The organism is Streptomyces sp. NBC_01474, from assembly GCF_035918215.1.
Taxonomy (GTDB): domain Bacteria; phylum Actinomycetota; class Actinomycetes; order Streptomycetales; family Streptomycetaceae; genus Streptomyces; species Streptomyces aureus.
Window position 1 is genome coordinate 3045704 of record NZ_CP109449.1, and the last position, 19280, is coordinate 3064983.

The window sequence follows — 19280 nt, forward strand, 5'->3', positions numbered from 1 at the left end:
CTGATCCGTCAGCGCCCGACGGCGTACCCCTGCATCCCGCGCGGGTTGGCCGCGGCCGACAGGACGCCGGTCTCCGGGTCGCGGGCGACGGCGCACAGGCGGCCCTCCGACCAGGGCTCGCCGACGGTCACGTCATGGCCGCGGCGGCGCAGCTCCTCGACGACGTCCTCGCCGACGCGGGACTCGACGGTGACGCTGCCGGGCCGCATGCCGCGCGGGTAGAAGGAGCCGGGGAAGGAGTCGTTGTGCCAGTTCGGGGCGTCGACCGCGCCCTGGAGGTCGAGCCCGCCGCGTACGGCCGCGCGCAGGGCGACGGCGAGGAAGAAGTGGACCTGCCACTGGTCCTGCTGGTCGCCTCCGGGCGTGCCGAAAGCGAGGACCGGCACCCCGTCCTTCAGGGCGAGAGAAGGCGTCAGCGTCGTACGGGGACGGCGTCCCGGCGTGAGCGAGTTCGGCAGGTCCTCCTCCAGCCAGGCCATCTGCAGACGGGTGCCGAGCGGGAAGCCGAGCTCGGGCACGACGGGGTTCGACTGGAGCCAGCCGCCGGAGGGCGTCGCGGCGACCATGTTGCCCCAGCGGTCGACGATGTCGAGGTGGCAGGTGTCGCCACGGGTCGCGCCGTCCGCGGCGACCTCCTGGTCACCGCTCTTGGCGACGGTGGGCTCACCGGCTCCGGCGCCCGCAATCCCCATGGCGTCGAACCCGTCGTCGCCCGCCGCCACGGCGTGCGCGTGCGCGGAGATGCGCGGTTCGGTGCCGCGCGGGCTGCCGGGCCTCAGCTCGTGGGACGCCTTGTCGCCGATGAGGGCGCGGCGCGCGGCGTTGTACTCGTCGGACAGGAGCTCGGCGACGGGCACCTCCCCGGGGCCGGCGTCCCCGTACCAGGCCTCACGGTCGGCCATGGCGAGCTTGCAGCCCTCGATGAGCAGGTGGACGTACTCGGCGGAGCCGTACGCGGGCAGCTCGTCGGGGAGCAGGGCGAGCTGCTGGAGGAAGGCGGGGCCCTGGCTCCAGCCGCCGGCCTTGCACAGGGTCCAGCCGTTCCAGTCGTACGTGGCGGGCGCCTCGTAGGTCGCGGACCAGCCGGCCAGGTCGGCGGCGGTGAGCGTGCCGGTGTGGTGGGTGCCGCTGGTGTCCATGGTGGGCCGGCCGGCCTGCCGGACGAGGGCCTCGGCGATGAAGCCCTCGCGCCAGATCGCGCGGGCGGCCTCGATCTCGGCGACACGCTTGTCGCCGGCGTCGCCCGCGATCTCCTCGGCCTCCTCGATGACGCGCCGCCACGTCGCGGCGAGCTGCGGGTTACGGAAGAGCTCCCCGGGCTTCGGGGAGGCGCCGTCCTTGAGGTAGACCTCGGCCGAGGAGGGCCACTCGTTCTCGAAGAGGGCGCGCACGGTCTCGACGGTCTCGCCGACGCGCTCCACGGGCGCGTGCCCGTCCTCGGCGTACCCGATCGCGTAACTCAGGACCTCTGCCAGGGACTTGGTGCCGTGGTCCTTCAGGAGGAGCATCCAGGCGTCGAAGGCGCCGGGCACGGCGGCGGCCAGGGGGCCGGTGCCGGGGACGAGATCGAGACCGAGGGAGCGGTAGTGGGCGACGGTGGCCCCGGCGGGCGCGACACCCTGCCCGCACAGGACGCTGACGTCCTCGCCGGCGGGGGCGAGGATGATCGGGACCTCACCGGCGGGGCCGTTCAGGTGGGGTTCGACGACGTGCAGGACGAATCCCGCGGCGACGGCGGCGTCGTAGGCGTTGCCACCGCTCTCCAGGACGGCCATGGCCGACTGGGAGGCGAGCCAGTGGGTGGACGAGACCATGCCGAAGGTGCCTTGCAGGGTCGGCCGGGTGGTGAACAAGGGTGGTGCTCCTCGGGCGTCAGGCGGATGCGGGGCGGCTGTGAGGGATCGTACGAAGTGAGGTGTCGGCGTCCGCGGGACGGGGTGCCGCGGCGTCGGGGGCGGTGCCGTCGTCGGCGACGAGGTGGCACGACACCTCGCGGCCGCTGTCCAGGGTGCGCAGGGCCGGGATCTCGGTGCGGCAGCGGTCGACGGCCAGCGGGCAGCGCGTGTGGAAGCGGCAGCCGGGCGGCGGCGCCAGCGGACTGGGGAGTTCGCCGCTGAGGACGATCCGTTCACGGGTGCGCTGGGTGACCGGGTCGGGCACGGGCGCCGCGGACAGGAGGGCCTGTGTGTAGGGATGCTTGGGGTCGGCGAACAGCTCGGCGGTGGGGGCCTGTTCGACGATCTGGCCGAGGTACATGACCGCGATCCGGTCGGCGAGGTACTCGACGGCGGCGAGGTCGTGGGTGATGAACAGACAGCCGAAGCCGCGGTCGCGCTGGAGGTCGGCGAGCAGGTTGAGGACGGACGCCTGGACGGATACGTCGAGGGCGGACGTCGGCTCGTCGGCGACGAGGAGCGCCGGGTCGACCGACAGGGCGCGGGCGATGGAGATGCGCTGGCGCTGGCCGCCGGACAGCTCGTGCGGGTGCCGGTCGGCGTGCTCGGGGCGCAGGCCCACCTGGGCGAGGAGTTCCGCCACGCGCGCGCGTGCCGCCTCGCCCTTCGCGATGCCGTGCAGCCGCAGCGGTTCGGCGACGATCTGCCCGACGGTCATGCGCGGGTCGAGGGACGACGACGGGTCCTGGAAGACGAGGTGGAAGTCCTTGCGCAGGGGGCGCAGGGAGCGCCGGGACATGGTCGTCACGTCGGTGCCGTTGATGCGTACGGTGCCGCCGGTGGGCTCGTCCAGGCGTACGGCGCAGCGTCCGACGGTGGACTTGCCGCTGCCCGACTCCCCGACGAGGCCGAGGACTTCGCCGCGGCCGACGGTCAGGGTGACGCCGTCGGCGGCGCGTACGGTGCCGCCCGACGCGGTGAAATGCCGCTCCAGGGCTTCGAGTTGCAGGACCGGGGTGCTCACTGTGCGGCCTCCTGGAGGGTGTTCGGGTGCCAGCAGGCAGCCAGGTGCGGGGCGCCGGCTCCGGCGTCGTCGGTGACGGACTTGAAGCCGGGCCTGGCCGTCGTGCACCGCTCGTCGGCGCGGTCGCAGCGCGGGGCGAAGGTGCAGGCGTCGGGCTGGGAGTCGAGGCTCGGCACGAGGCCGGGGATCTCGGGCAGGCGCCGCTTGCCGCCACCGCCCGAGGCGGCCGAGGCGCCGGGCCGCAGGACCGCCGAAAGGAGTCCGCGGGTGTACGGGTGGCGGGGCGTCGCGAACAGCTCGTCCACGGGGGCCTGTTCGACGGGTCGGCCCGCGTACATGACGAGGACGCGGTCGGCGATGTCGGCGACGACGCCGAGGTCGTGCGTGATGAGGACGATCGCCGTGCCGAGGCGTTCGCGCAGCGACTGGAGGACCTCCAGGATGCCTGCCTGCACGGTGACGTCGAGGGCGGTGGTCGGCTCGTCGGCGATGAGGACGGCCGGGTCGCAGGCGACCGCGATGGCGATCATCACGCGCTGGCGCATACCGCCGGAGAGCTGGTGCGGGTACTCGTCGACGCGCTGGGCCGGGGCGGGGATGCCCACCAGGTCGAGGAGTTCGACGGCACGCGCGCGTGCCTCCTTCTTGCTCAGGCCTTGGTGGCGGCGGAGCACCTCGCCGATCTGCCGGCCGATGGTGAGGACCGGGTTCAAGGAGGTCATCGGCTCCTGGAAGATCATCGCGATGTCCTTGCCGCGGATCTTCCCGTACGCCTTGTCGTCACCGCCCGCGAGTTCGCGTGTCCCGAGCCTGATCGACCCGGTGATGTGCGCGGTGGGCGGGAGCAGGCCCATGACGGCCATGGAGGTGACGGACTTGCCGCAGCCCGACTCGCCCACCACGGCGAGGACTTCACCGGCCGCCAGGTCGAACGAGACGTGGTCGACGGCGTGGACGGTACGGACGTCGGTGCGGAACGAGACCGACAGGTCGCGGACGCTGAGCACGGCTTCGGGGTTCGGGCTCATCGGGTCGCTCCACGGGGGTCGAGTACGTCACGCAGGCCGTCACCGAGCAGGTTGAACGCCAGGGTCGCGGCGACGACGGCGAGGCCGGGGAAGACCGCCATCCAGGGCGCGGGCGCGAGGAAGGACTGGGCGGACGACAGCATCACGCCGAGGGACGGCTCGGGCGGCTGGACGCCGAGGCCGAGGAAGCTGAGCAGGGCCTCGCCGATGATCGCGGCAGGGATGCCGACGGTGGCCTGGACGACGAGCGCCGAGGTCGCGTTGGGCAGGATGTGGCGGAACAGGACGGTGCCGTCCCCTCCCCCGTTGGCGACGGCCGCGGCGACGTAGTCGACGTGCTTGAGCCGCAGGGTCTCCGCGCGGGTGATGCGGATGACGGCCGGGATCTGCGAGATGCCGATCGCGATGGTCGCGTTGGTGAGGGACGGGCCGAGGACGGCGGCGAGACCGACGGCCAGGACCAGGAAGGGGAACGCGAGCATCGTGTCGGTGACGCGCGAGACCACGCTGTCGGCGAGCTTGCCGTAGTAGCCGGCGAGCAGTCCGAGGGGGACGCCGATGATGAAGGCGAACACGACGGCGAGCACGCCCACCTGCATCGAGGCCCGGGCCCCGTAGACGACGCGGGACAGCTGGTCGCGCCCGAGGTCGTCGGTGCCGAGCCAGTGGCTCCAGCCGGGCGCCGCGAGGACGTTGTCGAAGTTCGGCTGCGCGGGGTCGTAGGGCGCGACGAGCGGTGCGAACAGCGCGGCGAGCACGAAGACCGCGGCGATGACGGCGCCCGTCATGGCGAGCTTGTTCCTGCGCAGGGCGCGCAGCCTGCCGCTCTTGGCCGCGCGGACCCGTATTCCTGTGAGGGCGAGCGTCGTCACCGGGCACCTCCGAGCCGGATGCGCGGGTCGATGACCGAGTACGCCACGTCGACCAGCAGGTTGATGAAGATGTACGCGGCCGACGTGCACAGCACCACGCCTTGCAGGGTCGCGTAGTCACGCGTGAAGACGGCGTCGATGGTGAGCTTGCCGAAGCCGGGGAGTACGAAGATCTGCTCGGTGACGACCGCGCCGGAGATCAGGTGGCCGAGCTGCAGACCGAGCACGGTGACGACCGTGACCAGGGAGTTCCGCAGCGCGTGGCCGCCGACGACCTCGCGCCGGGACAGGCCCTTGGCGCGGGCGGTGCGGACGTAGTCGGCGGACAGCGAGTCGAGCATCGCGGCGCGCGTCTGGCGCATGACGACGGCGGCGAGCCCGGAGCCGAGGACGATCGCGGGCAGCACCATGCGTCGCAGGTTGTCGATCGGGTCGGCACCGAAGGGGACGAAGCCGGACGCCGCGAAGACCGGGACGATGATCGCGAAGGCGAGCACGAGCACGATGCCGAGCCAGAATGTGGGGATCGAGAGGCCGAGCAGGGCGAGACCGTTGGCGATCCACTCCGCGGGCCTGCCGCGCCGCACGGCCGCGACGACACCGGCGCCGATACCGAGGACGATCGCCAGCAGCAGGGAGAGTGCGGCGAGTTCGAGGGTGACGGGCAGTGCCTGCCCGATGGCGTCGGCGACCGGGAGGCCGGTGCGCGAGGACGTGCCCAGGTCACCCTGCAGTGCGTGGCCGATGAAGCGCCCGTACTGGATCACGATGTTGTCGTCGAGCCCGTACTCGGCGCGGATCGCGGCGAGCGCGGCGGGGCTGCGCTCCTCGCCCGCGAGGGCGAGGGCCGGGTCGCCCGGCAGGGCGCGGATCCCCGCGAAGACGACGATCGAGACGAGGATGAGCGTGATGACCGACTGCCGGACGCGGGTCAGGACGTACTTGGCCATGGGGTGCCCGGCGAGCAGCCCCTGCCCCTTCGAGGAGGCCTTCTTCGACGTGGCTTCTTTTTCAGTGAGTTGGGCGGTCGTCACTTGGCGTACCCCGCATCCTTCACGCGGATCAGGCCGTCGCCGTAGACGCGTACGCCTGCGACGTCCTGCCCTGCGACGACGTAGTTCTTCTGGCGGTAGAGGTAGATGAGCGCGTGCGCGTCGTTGGCGCGCCGCGTCAGCTCGCCGTAGATCTTGGCGCGTTCGGCGGGGTCGGCCTCGGTGCGGCCGCGCTCGATGAGGGCGTCGATCTTGTCGTCCGAGAGGCCGTACGCGTTCATCGCGCCCTTCGTCTGCAGGAAACTGGCGATGTTGCCGTCCGGGTCGAGGCGTCCGGACCAGCCGCTGTTGAACGCCTGGTAGTGCCCGTCGTCGGTCTCTTCGAGCATGGTGGCGTACTCGGTGGGGCGCAGCGTGACCACGAACCCGGCGTCCTTGGCCATGGCTTGGAGGACCTGGCCGATGCGGCTCCACTCGGGCGTCGTGGAGGTCTTCAGCTCGACGTGCACGGGGGTCTTGACGCCCGCCTGCTTCAACAGCCGCTTGGCCTTGGCCACATCGCGCTTGGGGCACTGCGAGGCCTTGACGCCGGGCGCGAGCGCGGACTTCGGGGAGATCGGGCCGCAGGCGGGCTCGTACATGCCCTGGAAGACGACCTTGTTGATGAGTGCGCGGTCGATGGAGAGCTCGAAGGCCTCACGGACGCGGACGTCGTTGGCCAGCGGGCTGTCGACATGGCCCGGCTTCTGGCCGAGGCCCTTCACGTTGCCGACGTTGATGCCGATGCCCTGGTAGCCGAGCGACGGCGAGTTGAAGAGCTGGAGCTTGTTGTCGGTGAGGGCGCTCTTCACGTCCACGGGCACCATCTGGTCGCCGACCTGGATGTCTCCGGAGCGGAGGTTGGCGAGACGGACGCTGCCGTCGGGGATGGGCTTGTAGATCACCTTGTCGAGGTGGACGTCGCGCGCGTCGTAGTAGTTCGGATCCTTGGCGAGCACGATGCGGTCACCGCCGACGCGCTCGACGAACTTGAACGGGCCGACGCAGGAGGGGTGGTTGGTGAAGTTCTTGCCGTACTTCTTGAGCGCGGCCGGGGACATCACCATGCCGGAGCGGTCGGCGAGCACCGCGGTGAGCGGGACGTAGGCCTGCTTGAGGGTGAGCTTCACGGTGTACGCGCCGGTGGCCTCGACGGCCTTCAGCGGGGCGAGTTCCGTGGCGCGGGCCGATCCCGGCAGGTCGCGGTGGCGCAGCAGCGAGGTGACGACGGCGGCCGCGTCGAGGGAGGTGCCGTCGCTGAACTTCAGGCCCTTGCGGACGGAGAAGGTGACGGTGCGGCCGTCGGACGAGGTCTTCGGCAGCGCGGTGGCGAGCTGCGGGACGACCTTGCCCGCCTCGTCGACGTCGTAGAGCTTCTCGCACATCCCGGCGAAGACCGTGCGGCCTACGAGGGTCTGGGCGAGCGAGGGGTCGAGTTTGTCCGGATCCGCGTTGATGGCGACGGTGAGCGTACCGCCGTCCCGTACGGGCCGGTCGTCGGTCATGCGCTCCCCGCCGACCTCGGTGGCCGAGGACTGGAGGGAGCCGCAGCCCGCCGTTGTGGACAACACCAGGGCAACTGCCGTGCAGGCAACCGCTGTTCGGCGCACGAGGAGATACCTCCGCCAGGGGACGAGTGTGCGGGACATCCTGTGGGTGATCCGTGTGTGATCAAGGAATACCGCAGAACGTATTTCGCATACAGTCCACAGGCAAGGGGGTTGTCCGCATGGCGGAACACATTTGATGAAGATTGAATAACCGGCCCCGACAAAGAAGGTCACAAAGCCCCAAGCGGCCGGAACGGGCACGTCCGACCGGAACGGGCACAGGATGTCGGGTCCGCGACCATGGGTCCTCCCTAGCGTGAGCGATGTCAACAGGAAGGGGCCCGGGGTGCTTGACCGGCTCAACGAGGCCATGGACCACATCGAGCGCCACCTCGACCGGCGGATCGACATCGCCGATCTGGCCCGTATCGCGGCGACGTCGGAGTACCACTTCCGGCGGATGTTCTCCGCGCTCGCGGGGCTGCCGCTCTCCGAGTACATCCGGCGCAGGCGGCTGACCGTCGCGGGCGCGGAGGTGCTCGCCGGGGAAGGGACGCTCCTCGAGATCGCGGTGCGCTACGGCTACGGCTCGGGCGAGGCGTTCGCACGGGCCTTCCGGGGGCTGCACGGCGTGGGCCCCGGCGAGGCCAGGCGGACCGGTGCGGCCCTGCGGTCCCAGCCACGCATGTCCTTCCGTCTCATCGTCGAAGGGAGCAGCACCATGCGATACCGGGTGATGGAGAAGCCCGAGTTCCACGTGGTCGGCAGAAAGGCGCGGGTCCCCCTTGTCCATGAGGGCGTGAATCCGGCGATCGCCGACTTCATCAGGGGCATCGACAAGGAGACCGTGCGCCGGATCCACGCGCTGTCCGACCAGGAGCCCGAGGGGATCGTCTCGGTGAGCGACGACCTCGACCCGAGCCGCGCGGAGGGCACCGAACTCGACTACTACCACGCGGTGGCGGCCTCCGCCGCCGGCCCCGACGACCTGGACACCCTCCCCGTCCCGGCGGGCACGTGGGCCGTCTTCGACAGCTCGGGCCCGTTCCCGCAGACGCTCCAGCATCTGTGGCGGGACGTGTTCACGCAGTGGTTCCCGTCCAACCCGTACCGGAGCAGGCCGGGCCCCGAGATCCTCAGCACACGTCTGTCACCCGACGCGTCACAGGCGGACGCCCAGCTGTGGATCCCGGTCGAGCGGGAGTAACACGCCTCGTAGCGACGCGCGTCACTGTGTACGTGCCGTGACCAGGCCCGACTCGTAGGCGAACACGACGAGTTGGGCCCGGTCGCGGGCGCCGAGCTTCGTCATCGCGCGGCTGACATGGGTCTTGGCGGTGAACGGGCTGACGACCATGTGCGCGGCGATCTCCTCGTTCGTCAGGCCGCGCGCCGCGAGCGCGGTCACCTCGCGTTCGCGGCGGGTGAGGCACTCCAGGCCCGGCGGCGTGGAGCGGTCGGGTGGCCGGGACACGAACTCGCCGATGAGGCGGCGCGTCACGGCCGGTGACAGCAGGGCGTCCCCGCGGGCCACGACCTCGATCCCGGCCAGCAGGTCCTCGGGCTCGGTGTCCTTGAGCAGAAAGCCGGACGCCCCGGCGCGCAGCGCGTCGAAGACGTACTCGTCCAGGCCGTAGTTGGTGAGGATCACGACACGTACGCCGCTCAGGCGCGGGTCGGCGGCGATCCGTCGGGTCGCCTCGATGCCGCTCATCACGGGCATCTGGACGTCCACGAGGGCTATGTCGGGCACCTGCTCACGAACGAGGGCGACCCCCTGCTCCCCGTCGGCCGCCTCACCGACCACCTCGACGCCGTCCTCGGCCTCCAGGAGAGCGCGGAACCCGGCCCGCATGAGGGCCTGGTCGTCGACGAGCGCGACCCGGATCCGGGAACTGCCTCCGCCGCTCACCGGGTCACCCCCTCCGCCATATCCCGTCGCTCTTCCGGAAGTGGGCCGGCCACCGGAAGCCGGGCCCGCACCGCGAACCCGCCCTCGGGGCGCGGCGCGGCGTCGAGGCTTCCCCCGAGCGCGGCGACACGTTCGGCCATACCTTTCAGTCCGTTGCCCGAGACCGGCGGGTGCGCGGGATCGGCGGCGCCACCGTCCTCGACACGGATCGTCAACTCGCCCTCCCCATAGGCGAGTTGCACGGTCACCTCAGTCGGTCCCGCGTGCCGGGCGACGTTCGTCAGAGACTCCTGGACGATGCGGTACGCGGCACGGTCCAGGGCCGTCGGAAGCAGCCGCTCGCGGCCCGTGACCACAAGCTCCACGTCGAGGCCGGCCGAACGGGCGCGCTCCACGAGGAGCGCCGGGCCTCCCGTGGGCTCGTCGGCCCGCAGCACGTCCAGGGTGGAGCGCAGCTCGCGCATCGCCTCGCCACTGGCCTCCTGGATCGCGAGCAGCGCGGGCGGCACCTCCTCGCCGCGCTTGCGCGCCAGATGCACGGCGACGCCCGCCTGGAGCTTGACGATCGAGATGCTGTGCGTGAGCGAGTCGTGCAGCTCACGGGCGATGCGCAGGCGCTCTTCGCCGGCCCGACGCAGCCCGGCCTCCTCACGGGTGCGCTCCGCCTCCAGGGCGCGCTGCTCGGTCTGGCGCAGATACGCCTGCCAGTTCTTGTCGGCGAGCCCCGTGACGACGGCGCACAGGAACCAGCCGGCGAGGAGCAGACAGCTCTCCAGGGGCCGTCCCGCCACGCCGCACACGACCAGGAACGCGGCACCCGCCACGGCCGCGAGCAGGCGGTGCCCCGCACGGGACGCCGTGTGCACGGCCGCCAGGACGGGCAGCGCGGCGAGGGCGCCCGGCTCCGCGTGGAGCACGTAGCCCGCCGTGCACGCGGCGGTGAGCGCGAGGACCGTGCGCGGCGCCCGCCGGTAGGCGACGAGCGTGAGCGAGCCCGCGGCGATCAGGACGGCGTCGAGCGCCGTCACTCCCCCGTCGGCCACCGCAGCGGCCACGACGAGCGCCCCGATGGCAACGGCCAGCGTGACGTCGCCGATCAGGTCCTTGCGATGCGCGCCGACCGGAGCCACGCGGCGCCTGCGGTCCCCCTCCATGCCAGCACCATAGACCGGGCCGCCGACAAGGGCGTCACCCCTGGGGACCGCCCCTGGACTACTCCCTGTGCAGTAGTGCGCGGCGGCTCCGGCCTCGGGGGCGCAGCCCCGACTCACCTCCGGCGTACGACGCGTGAGGGTACCCTGTCCGGCCACTGTGGGGGCGTGCCGGAACCAGCCCGCAGCCACCAGGAGGACCCGATGTCACGGACGTTCCGCTACACCAGCCCGCCGCCCCCGCAGTCGGCCACCGGACGCGTGGCCGAGGTCTACCGGCAGCTCGGCGAGGACTTCGGCATCGAGCGCGCCGCCACCTTCGTGGTCCTGGCGTCGGCGCCCGAACTCCTCGCCCCCGCCTGGGCGTTGATGCGGGAGTCGCTGATCGCGGGTGCGGGGACCCGTACCGACCGGGAGCTGGTCGCGGCCGGGGTGTCGCTCGCGAACCGGTGCCCGTTCTGCGTGGACGCACACACCATGCTGCTGCACGCCACCGGCGACCACGCGCTCGCCGAGTCCCTGGCGCGCGGCGAGACCCCGTCCGAGGAGCGGCACGCGCGCGTGCTCGACTGGGGCCGCGCCACCCGCACCCCCGGCTCCCCGGGCCTCACCCCGCTCCCCTTCCCCGGCACCGAGGTCCCCGCGCAGCTCGGGACCGCGTTCGCCTTCCACTTCATCAACCGCGTCGTGTCCGCCCTGCTCACCGAGAACCTGCTGCCCGGCAACGCCCAGCGCCTGCGCCCCGTGCGCAGCCTCGGGGGCCGGAGCCTGGCGCGGACGGTGCGCCGGGACCACGCGCCGGGCGCGAGCCTCGCCCTGCTCGACGATCCGGGCCCGGGCCCCGCCTGGGCGGCCGGCACGACCGTGGGCCCGGCATACGCCGCGCTGTGCGACGCCGCCTCCACGGGCGCGGGACTGCTCGACGACGTCGACCTGGCCCTGGTCGAGGAGGCCCTCGCCGCTTGGGACGGCTCGCATCCGCCGCTCGCCTGGGACGAGCTGCCCGACCGCGACCGGCGGCCCGGGGCGCGCCTCGCGGTGCTGGCCGCCGTAGCCCCGTACCGGATCACGGACGAAGACGTGGCGGCCTGGCTGAAGCCGCCCTTCACCGATCACTGCCTGGTCCATCTGATCGCGTACGGCGCCTTCGCCGCGATCGACCGCATCGAGTCCGCCCTGCCCCTGCCCGCCCTGATGGAGAGGCCCTGACCGCGTACGCGGAAGACCCCTTTGGGGTGAAGGCGCGGCGGTGCGGGTGTACTGAACTGCTCGTGGGACGCATGAGGGGCAAGGGGGCGGTGTTGTCACGGGGCAACTCGTGTGACACTGGCGTCCCCTCCCCCTCGCACAAGGGGCGTACGCCGTGCGTTCTCTCCCTCTCCCCCTCGCGCTGACCGTGCGGGTCCTGCCGGTCGTGGTGCTCGCGTGCGCCGGCTGGGCCTGGACGTCGGGCCCGATGGCGGACTCGTCCGAGCAGCCCGCCGCTGCCCCGCAGCCCTCGCCGAAGCGTGCCGCGCAGTCGGCGGGGTCCGCGACGAGCCGCGCCTACGACAAGCCGCCCGAGCCGTGCTCCGCCGTCACGGCGAACACGGTCGCGGACCTGGTGCCGAAGGCCGACCCGGCGGGCAAGGAACTGGCCGCCGCCGACCGTTCGTTGCGCCGCGGCTGCTCGTGGAGCGCGTTGAAGGACTACGACTACCGCTGGCTCGACGTCTCCTTCGAGATCAAGGAGTCGGCCGCCGCGGCGAACACCTCCTTCGCCGTGCGTGGCAAGGGCGAGGCGGCGCCCGGCCTCGGTGACGAGGCCAGGATCGCCGTCGCCCTCACCACGCACGACAAGCAGAACACCCGGGAGGCCGTGGTGACGGTCAGGGCCGGCAACGCCCTGGTGACCGTCACCTACAACGGCAGCAACTTCGAGTCCCACGGCGCACCCCCGACGGACGGCATCTACAAGGGTGCCCTGGAGGCTGCCGGGGACGCGGTGGCGGCGCTGACCGGCAAGGAATCCAGCTGAGTCGGGCGAGGACCGGCTAGATCCGGGCCCCGCGCGCCTTGGTCAGAGCCACGTAAAGGATCAGCGAGGACCCGAGCCCGACCGCCCAGCCGTAGTCCGCGAGCGGCTTGAGGAACGGGATCAGGCCGTCCACCGGGAACGGGCCCTGCTTGGCGCCCTTCGCGTCGACTGTCGAGTACGAACCGCCGACCGCGAGGACGCCGCCCACGGCGAAGGCGGCCACCGCGTTCCAGTTCCAGCCGCCCGAGTACCAGTACCGGCCGTTCGGCAGATACAGGTCGGCGAGGTGGAGCACCGTGCGGCGGATGATCCAGTAGTCGGCGATGAGGATGCCGGCGACGGTGCCGAGCAGTCCGCCGACGACGCCGAGCCAGGTGAAGATGTACAGCTCGGGCGTGGACGTCAGCTTCCACGGCATGACGAGGACGCCGATGACCCCGGTGATCAGCGCGCCGGTGCAGAAGTTGATGAGCTTGGGCGCGAGGTTCGCCAGGTCGTACGCGGGTGACACGACGTTCGCCGCGATGTTCACGGAAATGGTCGCGACGAAGACCGTGATGAGCGCGAACAGCAGGCCGAAGACGTTGTCGGTCTTGCCGGCGAGCGCGACCGGGTCCCAGATCGCGGCGCCGTAGACCTTCTCGGATCCGGACGTCACGAGGACGGACATCAGGGCGAACAGCGTCATGGTCGTCGGCAGACCGAGGGTTTGCCCCCAGACCTGGGCGCGCTGTCCCTTGCCGAAGCGCGTGAAGTCCGGGATGTTGAGGCTGAGTGTGCTCCAGAAGCCGATCATGCCCATGAGGCCGGGGAAGAAGATCTTCCAGAAATCGGCGCCCCAGCCGACCTGGGACGGCTCGTCGAGGAGCGTGCCGAAGCCGCCTGCCTTGTTCGCGATCCACACGAGCAGGACGACCGCGCCGACGAGGACGAAAGGCGCCGCCCAGTTCTCGAAGCGGCGCAGGGTGTCCATGCCGCGGTAGATGATGGCGAGTTCGAGGACCCAGAAGAGCACGAAGCACAGCCACAGGGTCCACGGGTAGCCGCCGACCTTCGACACGTCGGCCCAGCCGCCGAAGACCTTCCCCAGCAGGACGAACACGCCCTGCCCGCCGATCCAGGTCTGGATGCCGAACCAGCAGCAGGCCACCGCCGCCCGGATCAGCGCGGGCAGATTGGCGCCCCGCAGGCCGAACGAGGCGCGGGCGAGGACGGGGAATGGTATGCCGTACTTGGGTCCCGCGTGCCCGGTGAGCAGCATCGGCAGGAGCACGATGACGTTGGCGAGGGCGATGGTGAGGACGGCCTGCTTCCAGTCCATGCCCAGTGCGACGAGGCCCGAGGCGAGGGTCCAGGACGGGATGCAGTGGGCCATGCCGATCCACAGGGCCACGAAGTTGTAGGTGGTCCAGCGGCGTTCGGCGAGGGGGACGGGGCGCAGGTCGTCGTTGGCGTAGCGGCTGTCGGAGGGGTAGGCGTCGGCGCTGAGGTCGATGCCGCTGCCCGCGGGCAGCGCCGGTGGCGCGGTGTCGGTCATGAGCAGGCCATTCGTTCGGGAGCCGGAGGGCTCGGACAGCGGGGAGGTGCGAACGGGCCGTGCGGGTGCGGGCGATGGGGACCCTGGCGGGGAGGACGGGGTGTGCCGAGATGGGGCTCAGGCGTTGCCCACGGGATCGCCTCAGGCGTTCACCGCCGGAATGACGTGCTCCCCGTATACGTCGATCACCTCCTCCTTCGCGTCGTGCATCGCGTAGAGCGCGAACTGGTCGACGCCGAGGTCCCGCAGGGCGCGCAGCTTCTCGACGTGGTCCTGTGCGGTGCCGATGACGCAGAACCGGTCGACGATCTCGTCCGGTACGAACGCCGTGTCGGGGTTCCCGGCCCTGCCGTGGTGGGCGTAGTCGTAGCCCTGTCGGGCCTTGACGTAGTCGGTGAGTTCGTCGGGGACCATCGACGAGTGCTCGCCGTACTTGGCGACGAGGTCGGCGACGTGGTTGCCGACCATGCCGCCGAACCAACGGCACTCCTCGCGCGCGTGGGCGAGGGCCTCGGGCGAGTCGTCGGCGGTGACGTAGGCGGGCGCCGCCACACAGATCTTCACCTCGGACGGGTCGCGGCCCGCGCCGGCGGCCGCGTCCCGCACGGCCTTGATCATGTACTGGGTCAGATACGGGTCGGCGAGCTGGAGGATGAACCCGTCGGCCTCCTCGCCGGCCATCTTCAGGGCCTTGGGCCCGTACGCGGCCATCCAGACCGGCAGTTGGGCGCCGTTCCGCACCCACGGGAAACGGATGACCGTGCCGCCGAGGTCGGCCTCCTCGCCCCGGGCGAGCGCCCTGATGACCTTCATGGCCTCGCTGATCCGGGCGAGCGTGTTGGGCTTGCGTCCGGCGACGCGCATCGCGGAGTCGCCGCGGCCGATGCCGCAGACGGTGCGGTTGCCGTACATGTCGTTGAGGGTGGCGAAGGTGGAGGCGGTGACCTCCCAGGTGCGGGTGCCCGGGTTGGTGACCATCGGGCCGACGGTCAGGTGCGACGTCTCGGCCAGGATCCGGCTGTAGATGACGAAGGGTTCCTGCCACAGCACGGCGGAGTCGAAGGTCCACCCGTGGGTGAAGCCCTCGCGCTCGGCACGCTGCATGAGGGAGACGACGCCGGAGGCCGGGGGGTCGGTCTGGAGGACGAGTCCGAAGTCCATGTGATCCGCCAATTTTCTAGTTCAGGTACTGGCAGGTGGAGTGCGGGTTGTACACGCCGTGCCCGGCGGGCCTCATGAACTCCCGCCTGGAGACGGCGAGTTCACCGCCAGGACACGGTCTCGGCGACGTAGGCGCGCCGGCGGAGTGCCTCAGTGCTTGCCAAGTGCGCATACCGACTGCCCCCAAGCCCCGATCCGCTCCGGTGGGTCGTTCCGTCCCGGACCACGGCGAACCATGCGGAGCGACGTCTGGTGACGCCTCTGAGGCGATCCGAGGGGGCCCAATCCTGGACGCTCTCCTGGGGCTTGGCAAGAGCGACTCTACGCGCGCCCACGACTGATTCAGGGAGAAGCGGAGGGCCCTGGCGATCGGTGTCGCGGAACCGGACCTCGAAGGGGCAGACCTCGCGCGCAGGCCCCTTCGGCTCAAGTCAGCTTCGAGTCCGAGTCCCTACTGTCACCCACATGCGGATCTTTGTTACCGGCGGTGCGGGCTTCATCGGGTCACAGTACGTCCGGGCACTGCTGTCCGGCGAGCTTCCAGGGGCGGACCTGAAGGACGCCCGGGTGACCGTCATCGACACCCTCGGCCACGGCAGCGACATGCGGAACCTCGCGCCGGTCGCAGAGAATCCTCGTTTCCGGTTCGTCCGCGGCGACATCTGCGACGCGGAACTGGTCGACGAGGCCGTGCGCGGGCACGACGCCATCGTCCACTTCGCCGCCGAGTCGCATGTCGACCGGTCCATCGAAGACGCCCGTGCGTTCGTGACCACGAACGTGCTCGGCACGCAGATCCTGCTGGACGCGGCCCGGCGGCACGCGGTCGGGCGCTTCATGCACGTGTCGACGGACGAGGTCTACGGTTCCATTTCCGCCGGGTCATGGACCGAGGCGCAGCCGCTGGCGCCGAATTCGCCCTACGCGGCGTCCAAGGCGAGCTCCGACCTGCTGGTGCTGTCCGCGCACCGGACCCACGGGCTTGACGTCGTGCTCACCCGCTGCTCGAACAATTACGGTCCCTACCAGAACCCCGAGAAGGTCATTCCGCGGTTCGTCACGAACCTTCTGCAGGGGCGGCGTGTTCCGCTGTACGGGGAGGGCGACAACGTCCGCGAATGGCTTCATGTCGCGGACCATTGCCTGGCCATTCAGCTGGTTCTCCGCGGTGGCAGGCCCGGCCATGTCTACAACGTCGGCGGCGGCACGGAACTGACCAACAAGGAACTGACCGCACGCCTGCTGGAAAGCTGCGGAACGGGCTGGGACATGGTCGAACGGGTCGCCGACCGGCTCGGCCACGACCAGCGGTACTCGCTGGACATGACCAAGATCCGAAATGAGCTGGGTTTCACCCCGCGGCAATCATTCGACACGGGCCTCAAGGCCACGGTCGAGTGGTACAGGGAAAACACTTCCTGGTGGAACCAGTAGAAAACCCACCGTCGTTCGAGCATCGTTCAAGCGATCTTCGAATGCTGCGACGTAGTCACTGAATCGCTCGAACCTCGGTCATATCGAAATGAACCAAAGGGGATAACCAATGACTGCCCAGACTCTCCCGGCCACCGGCAAGGAAGTACGGCTGGCGCGCTACGTCGTGAACCAGCCCGCGAAGGACGACTTCGAGGTCGTGGAGGTGGATGTCGCCCAGCCCACGTCCGGCAACGTGCTCGTGCGCAACCTGTACCTCCAGGTGACCGCCGTCATGCGGGACCTGATGACCGAGGACCCCGGGCTGCCCATGATGCCGGCCTACAAGGTCGGCGAGCGCCCGTGGGGCGGCGCGGTCGGTGTCGTCGTGGCCTCGGAGAGCCCCGACCTCGCCGTGGGCGACACCGTCCAGCACATGGACGGCTGGACCGAGTTCTCCACCGGTCCCGCCGCTCAGTACTTCAAGGTCGACCCTTCGTGGTACCCCGGCCCGGAATACTTCCTGAACCAGGGCATCACGGCCTACCACGGCATGGCCGACGTCGCCGAAGTCGGCGAGGACGACGTCGTGTTCGTGTCGAACGCGGCCGGCGGGGTCGGCTCGCTCGCCGGGCAGATCGCCAAGGCCCGCGGCGCCAAGCGCGTCATCGGCTCGGCCGGCAGCGCCGAGAAGGTGGAGTACCTCACCAAGGAACTGGGCTACGACGCCGCGTTCAACTACAAGGACGGGCCCGTCGTCGACCAGCTCCGGGAGCTCGCCCCCGACGGGATCAACGTGTTCTTCGACCTGGTCGGCGGGGAGCAGTTCGAGGCCGCCGTGCAGGCCTCGGCGCAGGGAGCCCGGCTCGTGCTGGGCGGGGCCGTGTCCGCGCAGACCGGCAACGCCGAGGGTGCGTTCCCCAAGCTGGACATCATGGCCGGGATCATCCGGCAGATCGTCATCAAGCCGTTCTCGACGTACCACACGCCGGAGCAGATCCAGGCGTGGAACCAGCACTTCGCCCAGTGGCTGCAGGAGGGCAAGATCGTCCTGCCGTACACCGTGGTGGAAGGCGGCGTCGACGCCGCGCCCGAGGCGCTCACCGCACTGCTCGGCGGCGCCTACAAGGGCAACGTGCTCGTCAAGATCTCGTGATGGCTGACGCAGGACGGGTGCAGCCCGCGCGCCGGGACCCGGGTGCGGCCCAGTCACTCGTCCGAACGAGGAGTCCCCTCCGATGATCGATCAGGTTGCACTGGACGCCCCGGCCCAGCCGCGCCGGGCCGGATTCGTCCTCGCGGTGTGCTGCCTCGCGCAGCTGACCGTGATCCTCGACGCGTCGATCGTGAACGTCGCCATCCCGTCCATCCAGAACGCGCTGCACTTCACATCGGGCAGTCTGACCTGGGTGTACGACGGGTACCTGATTCCGTTCGCCGGCTTCCTGCTGCTGGCCGGGCGGATGGTGGACCTGTTCGGCGGGCGACGTCTGCTGCTCATCGGCCTCGCCGTGTTCACGGCGTTCAGCCTCGTCGGCGGCATAGCGGCGAACGCGGCGACGCTGGTACTCGGTCGCGCCGGGCAGGGCTTCGGCGGCGCGATCATGGCGTCCGCCTCGCTGGCCGTGCTGAGTTCCACGTTCACCGAGCCGTTGGAGCGGGCCAAGGCGCTCGCCCTGTGGGGCGCGGCGTCGGGCAGCGGCGGAGCGATCGGCGTGCTCAGCGGCGGAGCGATCGTCGAGTGGCTGTCGTGGCGCTGGGTCTTCCTCATCAACGTGCCGCTGTGCCTGTTGATCGTGGGGATGGCGGTCTCGTCGGTCGCCCCCACGCCCCGTGGTGACACCCGTAAGGGGGCGAAGCTCGATGTGCTGGGCTCCGTGTCGGTCACTCTGGGGATCGCCGCGCTCGTCTACGGGCTCGCCGAAGGACAGCGTTACGGGTGGGGTTCGACGCGCATCGTCGGGTCACTGACGATCGGCGTGGTGCTACTCGCGGTGTTCGTGCTCGACCAGGCCAAGCTGGCCAAGCAGCCGCTGATGGAGCTGAGCCTGTTCCGCAACCGTTCGGTGTGGGCGGCCAACGTCACGATGCTGGCGTTCGGGGCCGCGCTGCCCACGACGTTCTACTTCCTGACGTTGTTGTACCAGTCGGTGCTCCATTACAGCGCCATGCGTACGGGGCTGGTGTTCCTGCCCCTGACGGTCTTCGCGTTCATCGGTGCCGCCGCCTCCTCGGTGGTCGGGCCGAAGACCGGTCCCCGGCCGATGATGCTGGCCGGTCTCCTGCCGATGATCGCCGGACTCGTGTGGCAGTCGGCGGCGAACGAGCATGCCTCCTACGTCGCCGACCTCATGGGCCCGAGCCTGCTGTTCGGCCTGGGCCTGGGCATCGTGGTGACCTCGGTGGCGGGCGCGGCGACAGCGGGTGTGCCGGAGGACAAGCAGGGCCTGGCGTCGGGGGTACTGAACACCTCGCAGTCGCTGGGCGGCGCGGCCGGCCTCGCGGTCATGGTCGCGCTGGCCCAGGTCCGTACCGCCGACGTCGCCGGTGACGGTGCTCCCGACGCCCACGCGTTCGCGTCCGGCTACGGGGTCGCGTTCCTGGCGACCGCTGTGCTGCTCGCCCTCAGCCTCGCGGCCGCGGCCGCGGTGCCGCGCGGGCCGCAGCAGTAGACCGCACGGCAAGCAGG

Annotated in this window: 16 protein-coding genes; 6 read left to right on the forward strand and 10 right to left on the reverse strand. The window is 70.9% G+C overall.

Annotated elements, in window-relative coordinates:
• Window positions 1-8: 8 nt before the first annotated feature.
• The 6 genes from OG758_RS14240 to OG758_RS14265 form a co-directional block, all read right to left on the reverse strand.
• Window positions 9-1853, reverse strand: a complete 1845-nt coding sequence (locus tag OG758_RS14240) for a gamma-glutamyltransferase family protein (protein ID WP_326710340.1) — start codon at window positions 1851-1853, stop codon at window positions 9-11.
• A 19-nt stretch (window positions 1854-1872) separates the two neighbouring features.
• Window positions 1873-2919, reverse strand: a complete 1047-nt coding sequence (locus OG758_RS14245) for an ABC transporter ATP-binding protein (RefSeq protein WP_326710341.1) — start codon at window positions 2917-2919, stop codon at window positions 1873-1875.
• Complete coding sequence (locus tag OG758_RS14250) at window positions 2916-3947, reverse strand: ABC transporter ATP-binding protein (RefSeq protein ID WP_326710342.1); 1032 nt, start codon at window positions 3945-3947, stop codon at window positions 2916-2918. The genes OG758_RS14245 and OG758_RS14250 overlap by 4 nt, the downstream gene beginning before the upstream one ends.
• Window positions 3944-4819 carry an ABC transporter permease gene (locus OG758_RS14255; protein ID WP_326710343.1) on the reverse strand — a complete coding sequence of 292 codons (876 nt, stop codon included), beginning with the start codon at window positions 4817-4819 and terminating at the stop codon, window positions 3944-3946. Before OG758_RS14255 ends, OG758_RS14250 begins: the two co-directional genes overlap by 4 nt.
• The gene (locus OG758_RS14260) at window positions 4816-5769 is read right to left on the reverse strand and encodes an ABC transporter permease (RefSeq protein ID WP_326715910.1); all 954 of its coding nucleotides are present in this window, start codon (window positions 5767-5769) and stop codon (window positions 4816-4818) included. The genes OG758_RS14255 and OG758_RS14260 overlap by 4 nt, the downstream gene beginning before the upstream one ends.
• Before the next feature lie 80 nt (window positions 5770-5849).
• Complete coding sequence (locus OG758_RS14265) at window positions 5850-7421, reverse strand: ABC transporter substrate-binding protein (RefSeq protein ID WP_326710344.1); 1572 nt, start codon at window positions 7419-7421, stop codon at window positions 5850-5852.
• 325 nt (window positions 7422-7746) lie between these two features.
• Here OG758_RS14265 and OG758_RS14270 point away from each other — a divergent pair, with 325 nt between their 5' ends.
• Window positions 7747-8607: an AraC family transcriptional regulator gene (locus tag OG758_RS14270; RefSeq protein ID WP_326710345.1), complete on the forward strand. Its 861-nt coding sequence runs from the start codon at window positions 7747-7749 to the stop codon at window positions 8605-8607.
• Window positions 8608-8628: 21 nt separating this feature from the next.
• Here the strand turns inward: OG758_RS14270 and OG758_RS14275 are convergent, their stop codons facing one another.
• Together OG758_RS14275 and OG758_RS14280 are read right to left on the reverse strand one after the other, a co-directional pair.
• Complete coding sequence (locus tag OG758_RS14275) at window positions 8629-9312, reverse strand: response regulator transcription factor (protein ID WP_326710346.1); 684 nt, start codon at window positions 9310-9312, stop codon at window positions 8629-8631.
• Entirely contained in the window at window positions 9309-10466 is a 1158-nt protein-coding gene (locus OG758_RS14280) for a sensor histidine kinase (RefSeq protein WP_326710347.1), read from the reverse strand. The genes OG758_RS14275 and OG758_RS14280 overlap by 4 nt, the downstream gene beginning before the upstream one ends.
• Before the next feature lie 201 nt (window positions 10467-10667).
• Here OG758_RS14280 and OG758_RS14285 point away from each other — a divergent pair, with 201 nt between their 5' ends.
• Both OG758_RS14285 and OG758_RS14290 read left to right on the forward strand, forming a co-directional pair.
• Window positions 10668-11672, forward strand: coding sequence for a carboxymuconolactone decarboxylase family protein (locus tag OG758_RS14285; RefSeq protein ID WP_326710348.1), 1005 nt, complete (start codon window positions 10668-10670; stop codon window positions 11670-11672).
• A 154-nt stretch (window positions 11673-11826) separates the two neighbouring features.
• Entirely contained in the window at window positions 11827-12480 is a 654-nt protein-coding gene (locus tag OG758_RS14290; RefSeq protein ID WP_326710349.1) for a hypothetical protein, read from the forward strand.
• A gap of 16 nt (window positions 12481-12496) precedes the next feature.
• Here the strand turns inward: OG758_RS14290 and OG758_RS14295 are convergent, their stop codons facing one another.
• Together OG758_RS14295 and OG758_RS14300 are read right to left on the reverse strand one after the other, a co-directional pair.
• On the reverse strand, window positions 12497-14017 hold the full coding sequence (locus tag OG758_RS14295; RefSeq protein WP_326710350.1) for an NCS1 family nucleobase:cation symporter-1: 1521 nt from the start codon (window positions 14015-14017) through the stop codon (window positions 12497-12499).
• A 141-nt stretch (window positions 14018-14158) separates the two neighbouring features.
• Window positions 14159-15178: a TIGR03842 family LLM class F420-dependent oxidoreductase gene (locus OG758_RS14300; RefSeq protein ID WP_326710351.1), complete on the reverse strand. Its 1020-nt coding sequence runs from the start codon at window positions 15176-15178 to the stop codon at window positions 14159-14161.
• Window positions 15179-15643: 465 nt separating this feature from the next.
• Between OG758_RS14300 and rfbB the strand changes: the two genes are divergently transcribed.
• The 3 genes from rfbB (at window position 15644) to OG758_RS14315 (ending at window position 19263) form a co-directional block, all read left to right on the forward strand.
• The gene (gene rfbB / locus OG758_RS14305) at window positions 15644-16612 is read left to right on the forward strand and encodes a dTDP-glucose 4,6-dehydratase (protein WP_326715911.1); all 969 of its coding nucleotides are present in this window, start codon (window positions 15644-15646) and stop codon (window positions 16610-16612) included.
• 109 nt (window positions 16613-16721) lie between these two features.
• On the forward strand, window positions 16722-17747 hold the full coding sequence (locus OG758_RS14310; RefSeq protein WP_326710352.1) for an NADP-dependent oxidoreductase: 1026 nt from the start codon (window positions 16722-16724) through the stop codon (window positions 17745-17747).
• A gap of 82 nt (window positions 17748-17829) precedes the next feature.
• Complete coding sequence (locus OG758_RS14315) at window positions 17830-19263, forward strand: DHA2 family efflux MFS transporter permease subunit (protein WP_326710353.1); 1434 nt, start codon at window positions 17830-17832, stop codon at window positions 19261-19263.
• Window positions 19264-19280 lie beyond the last annotated feature (17 nt).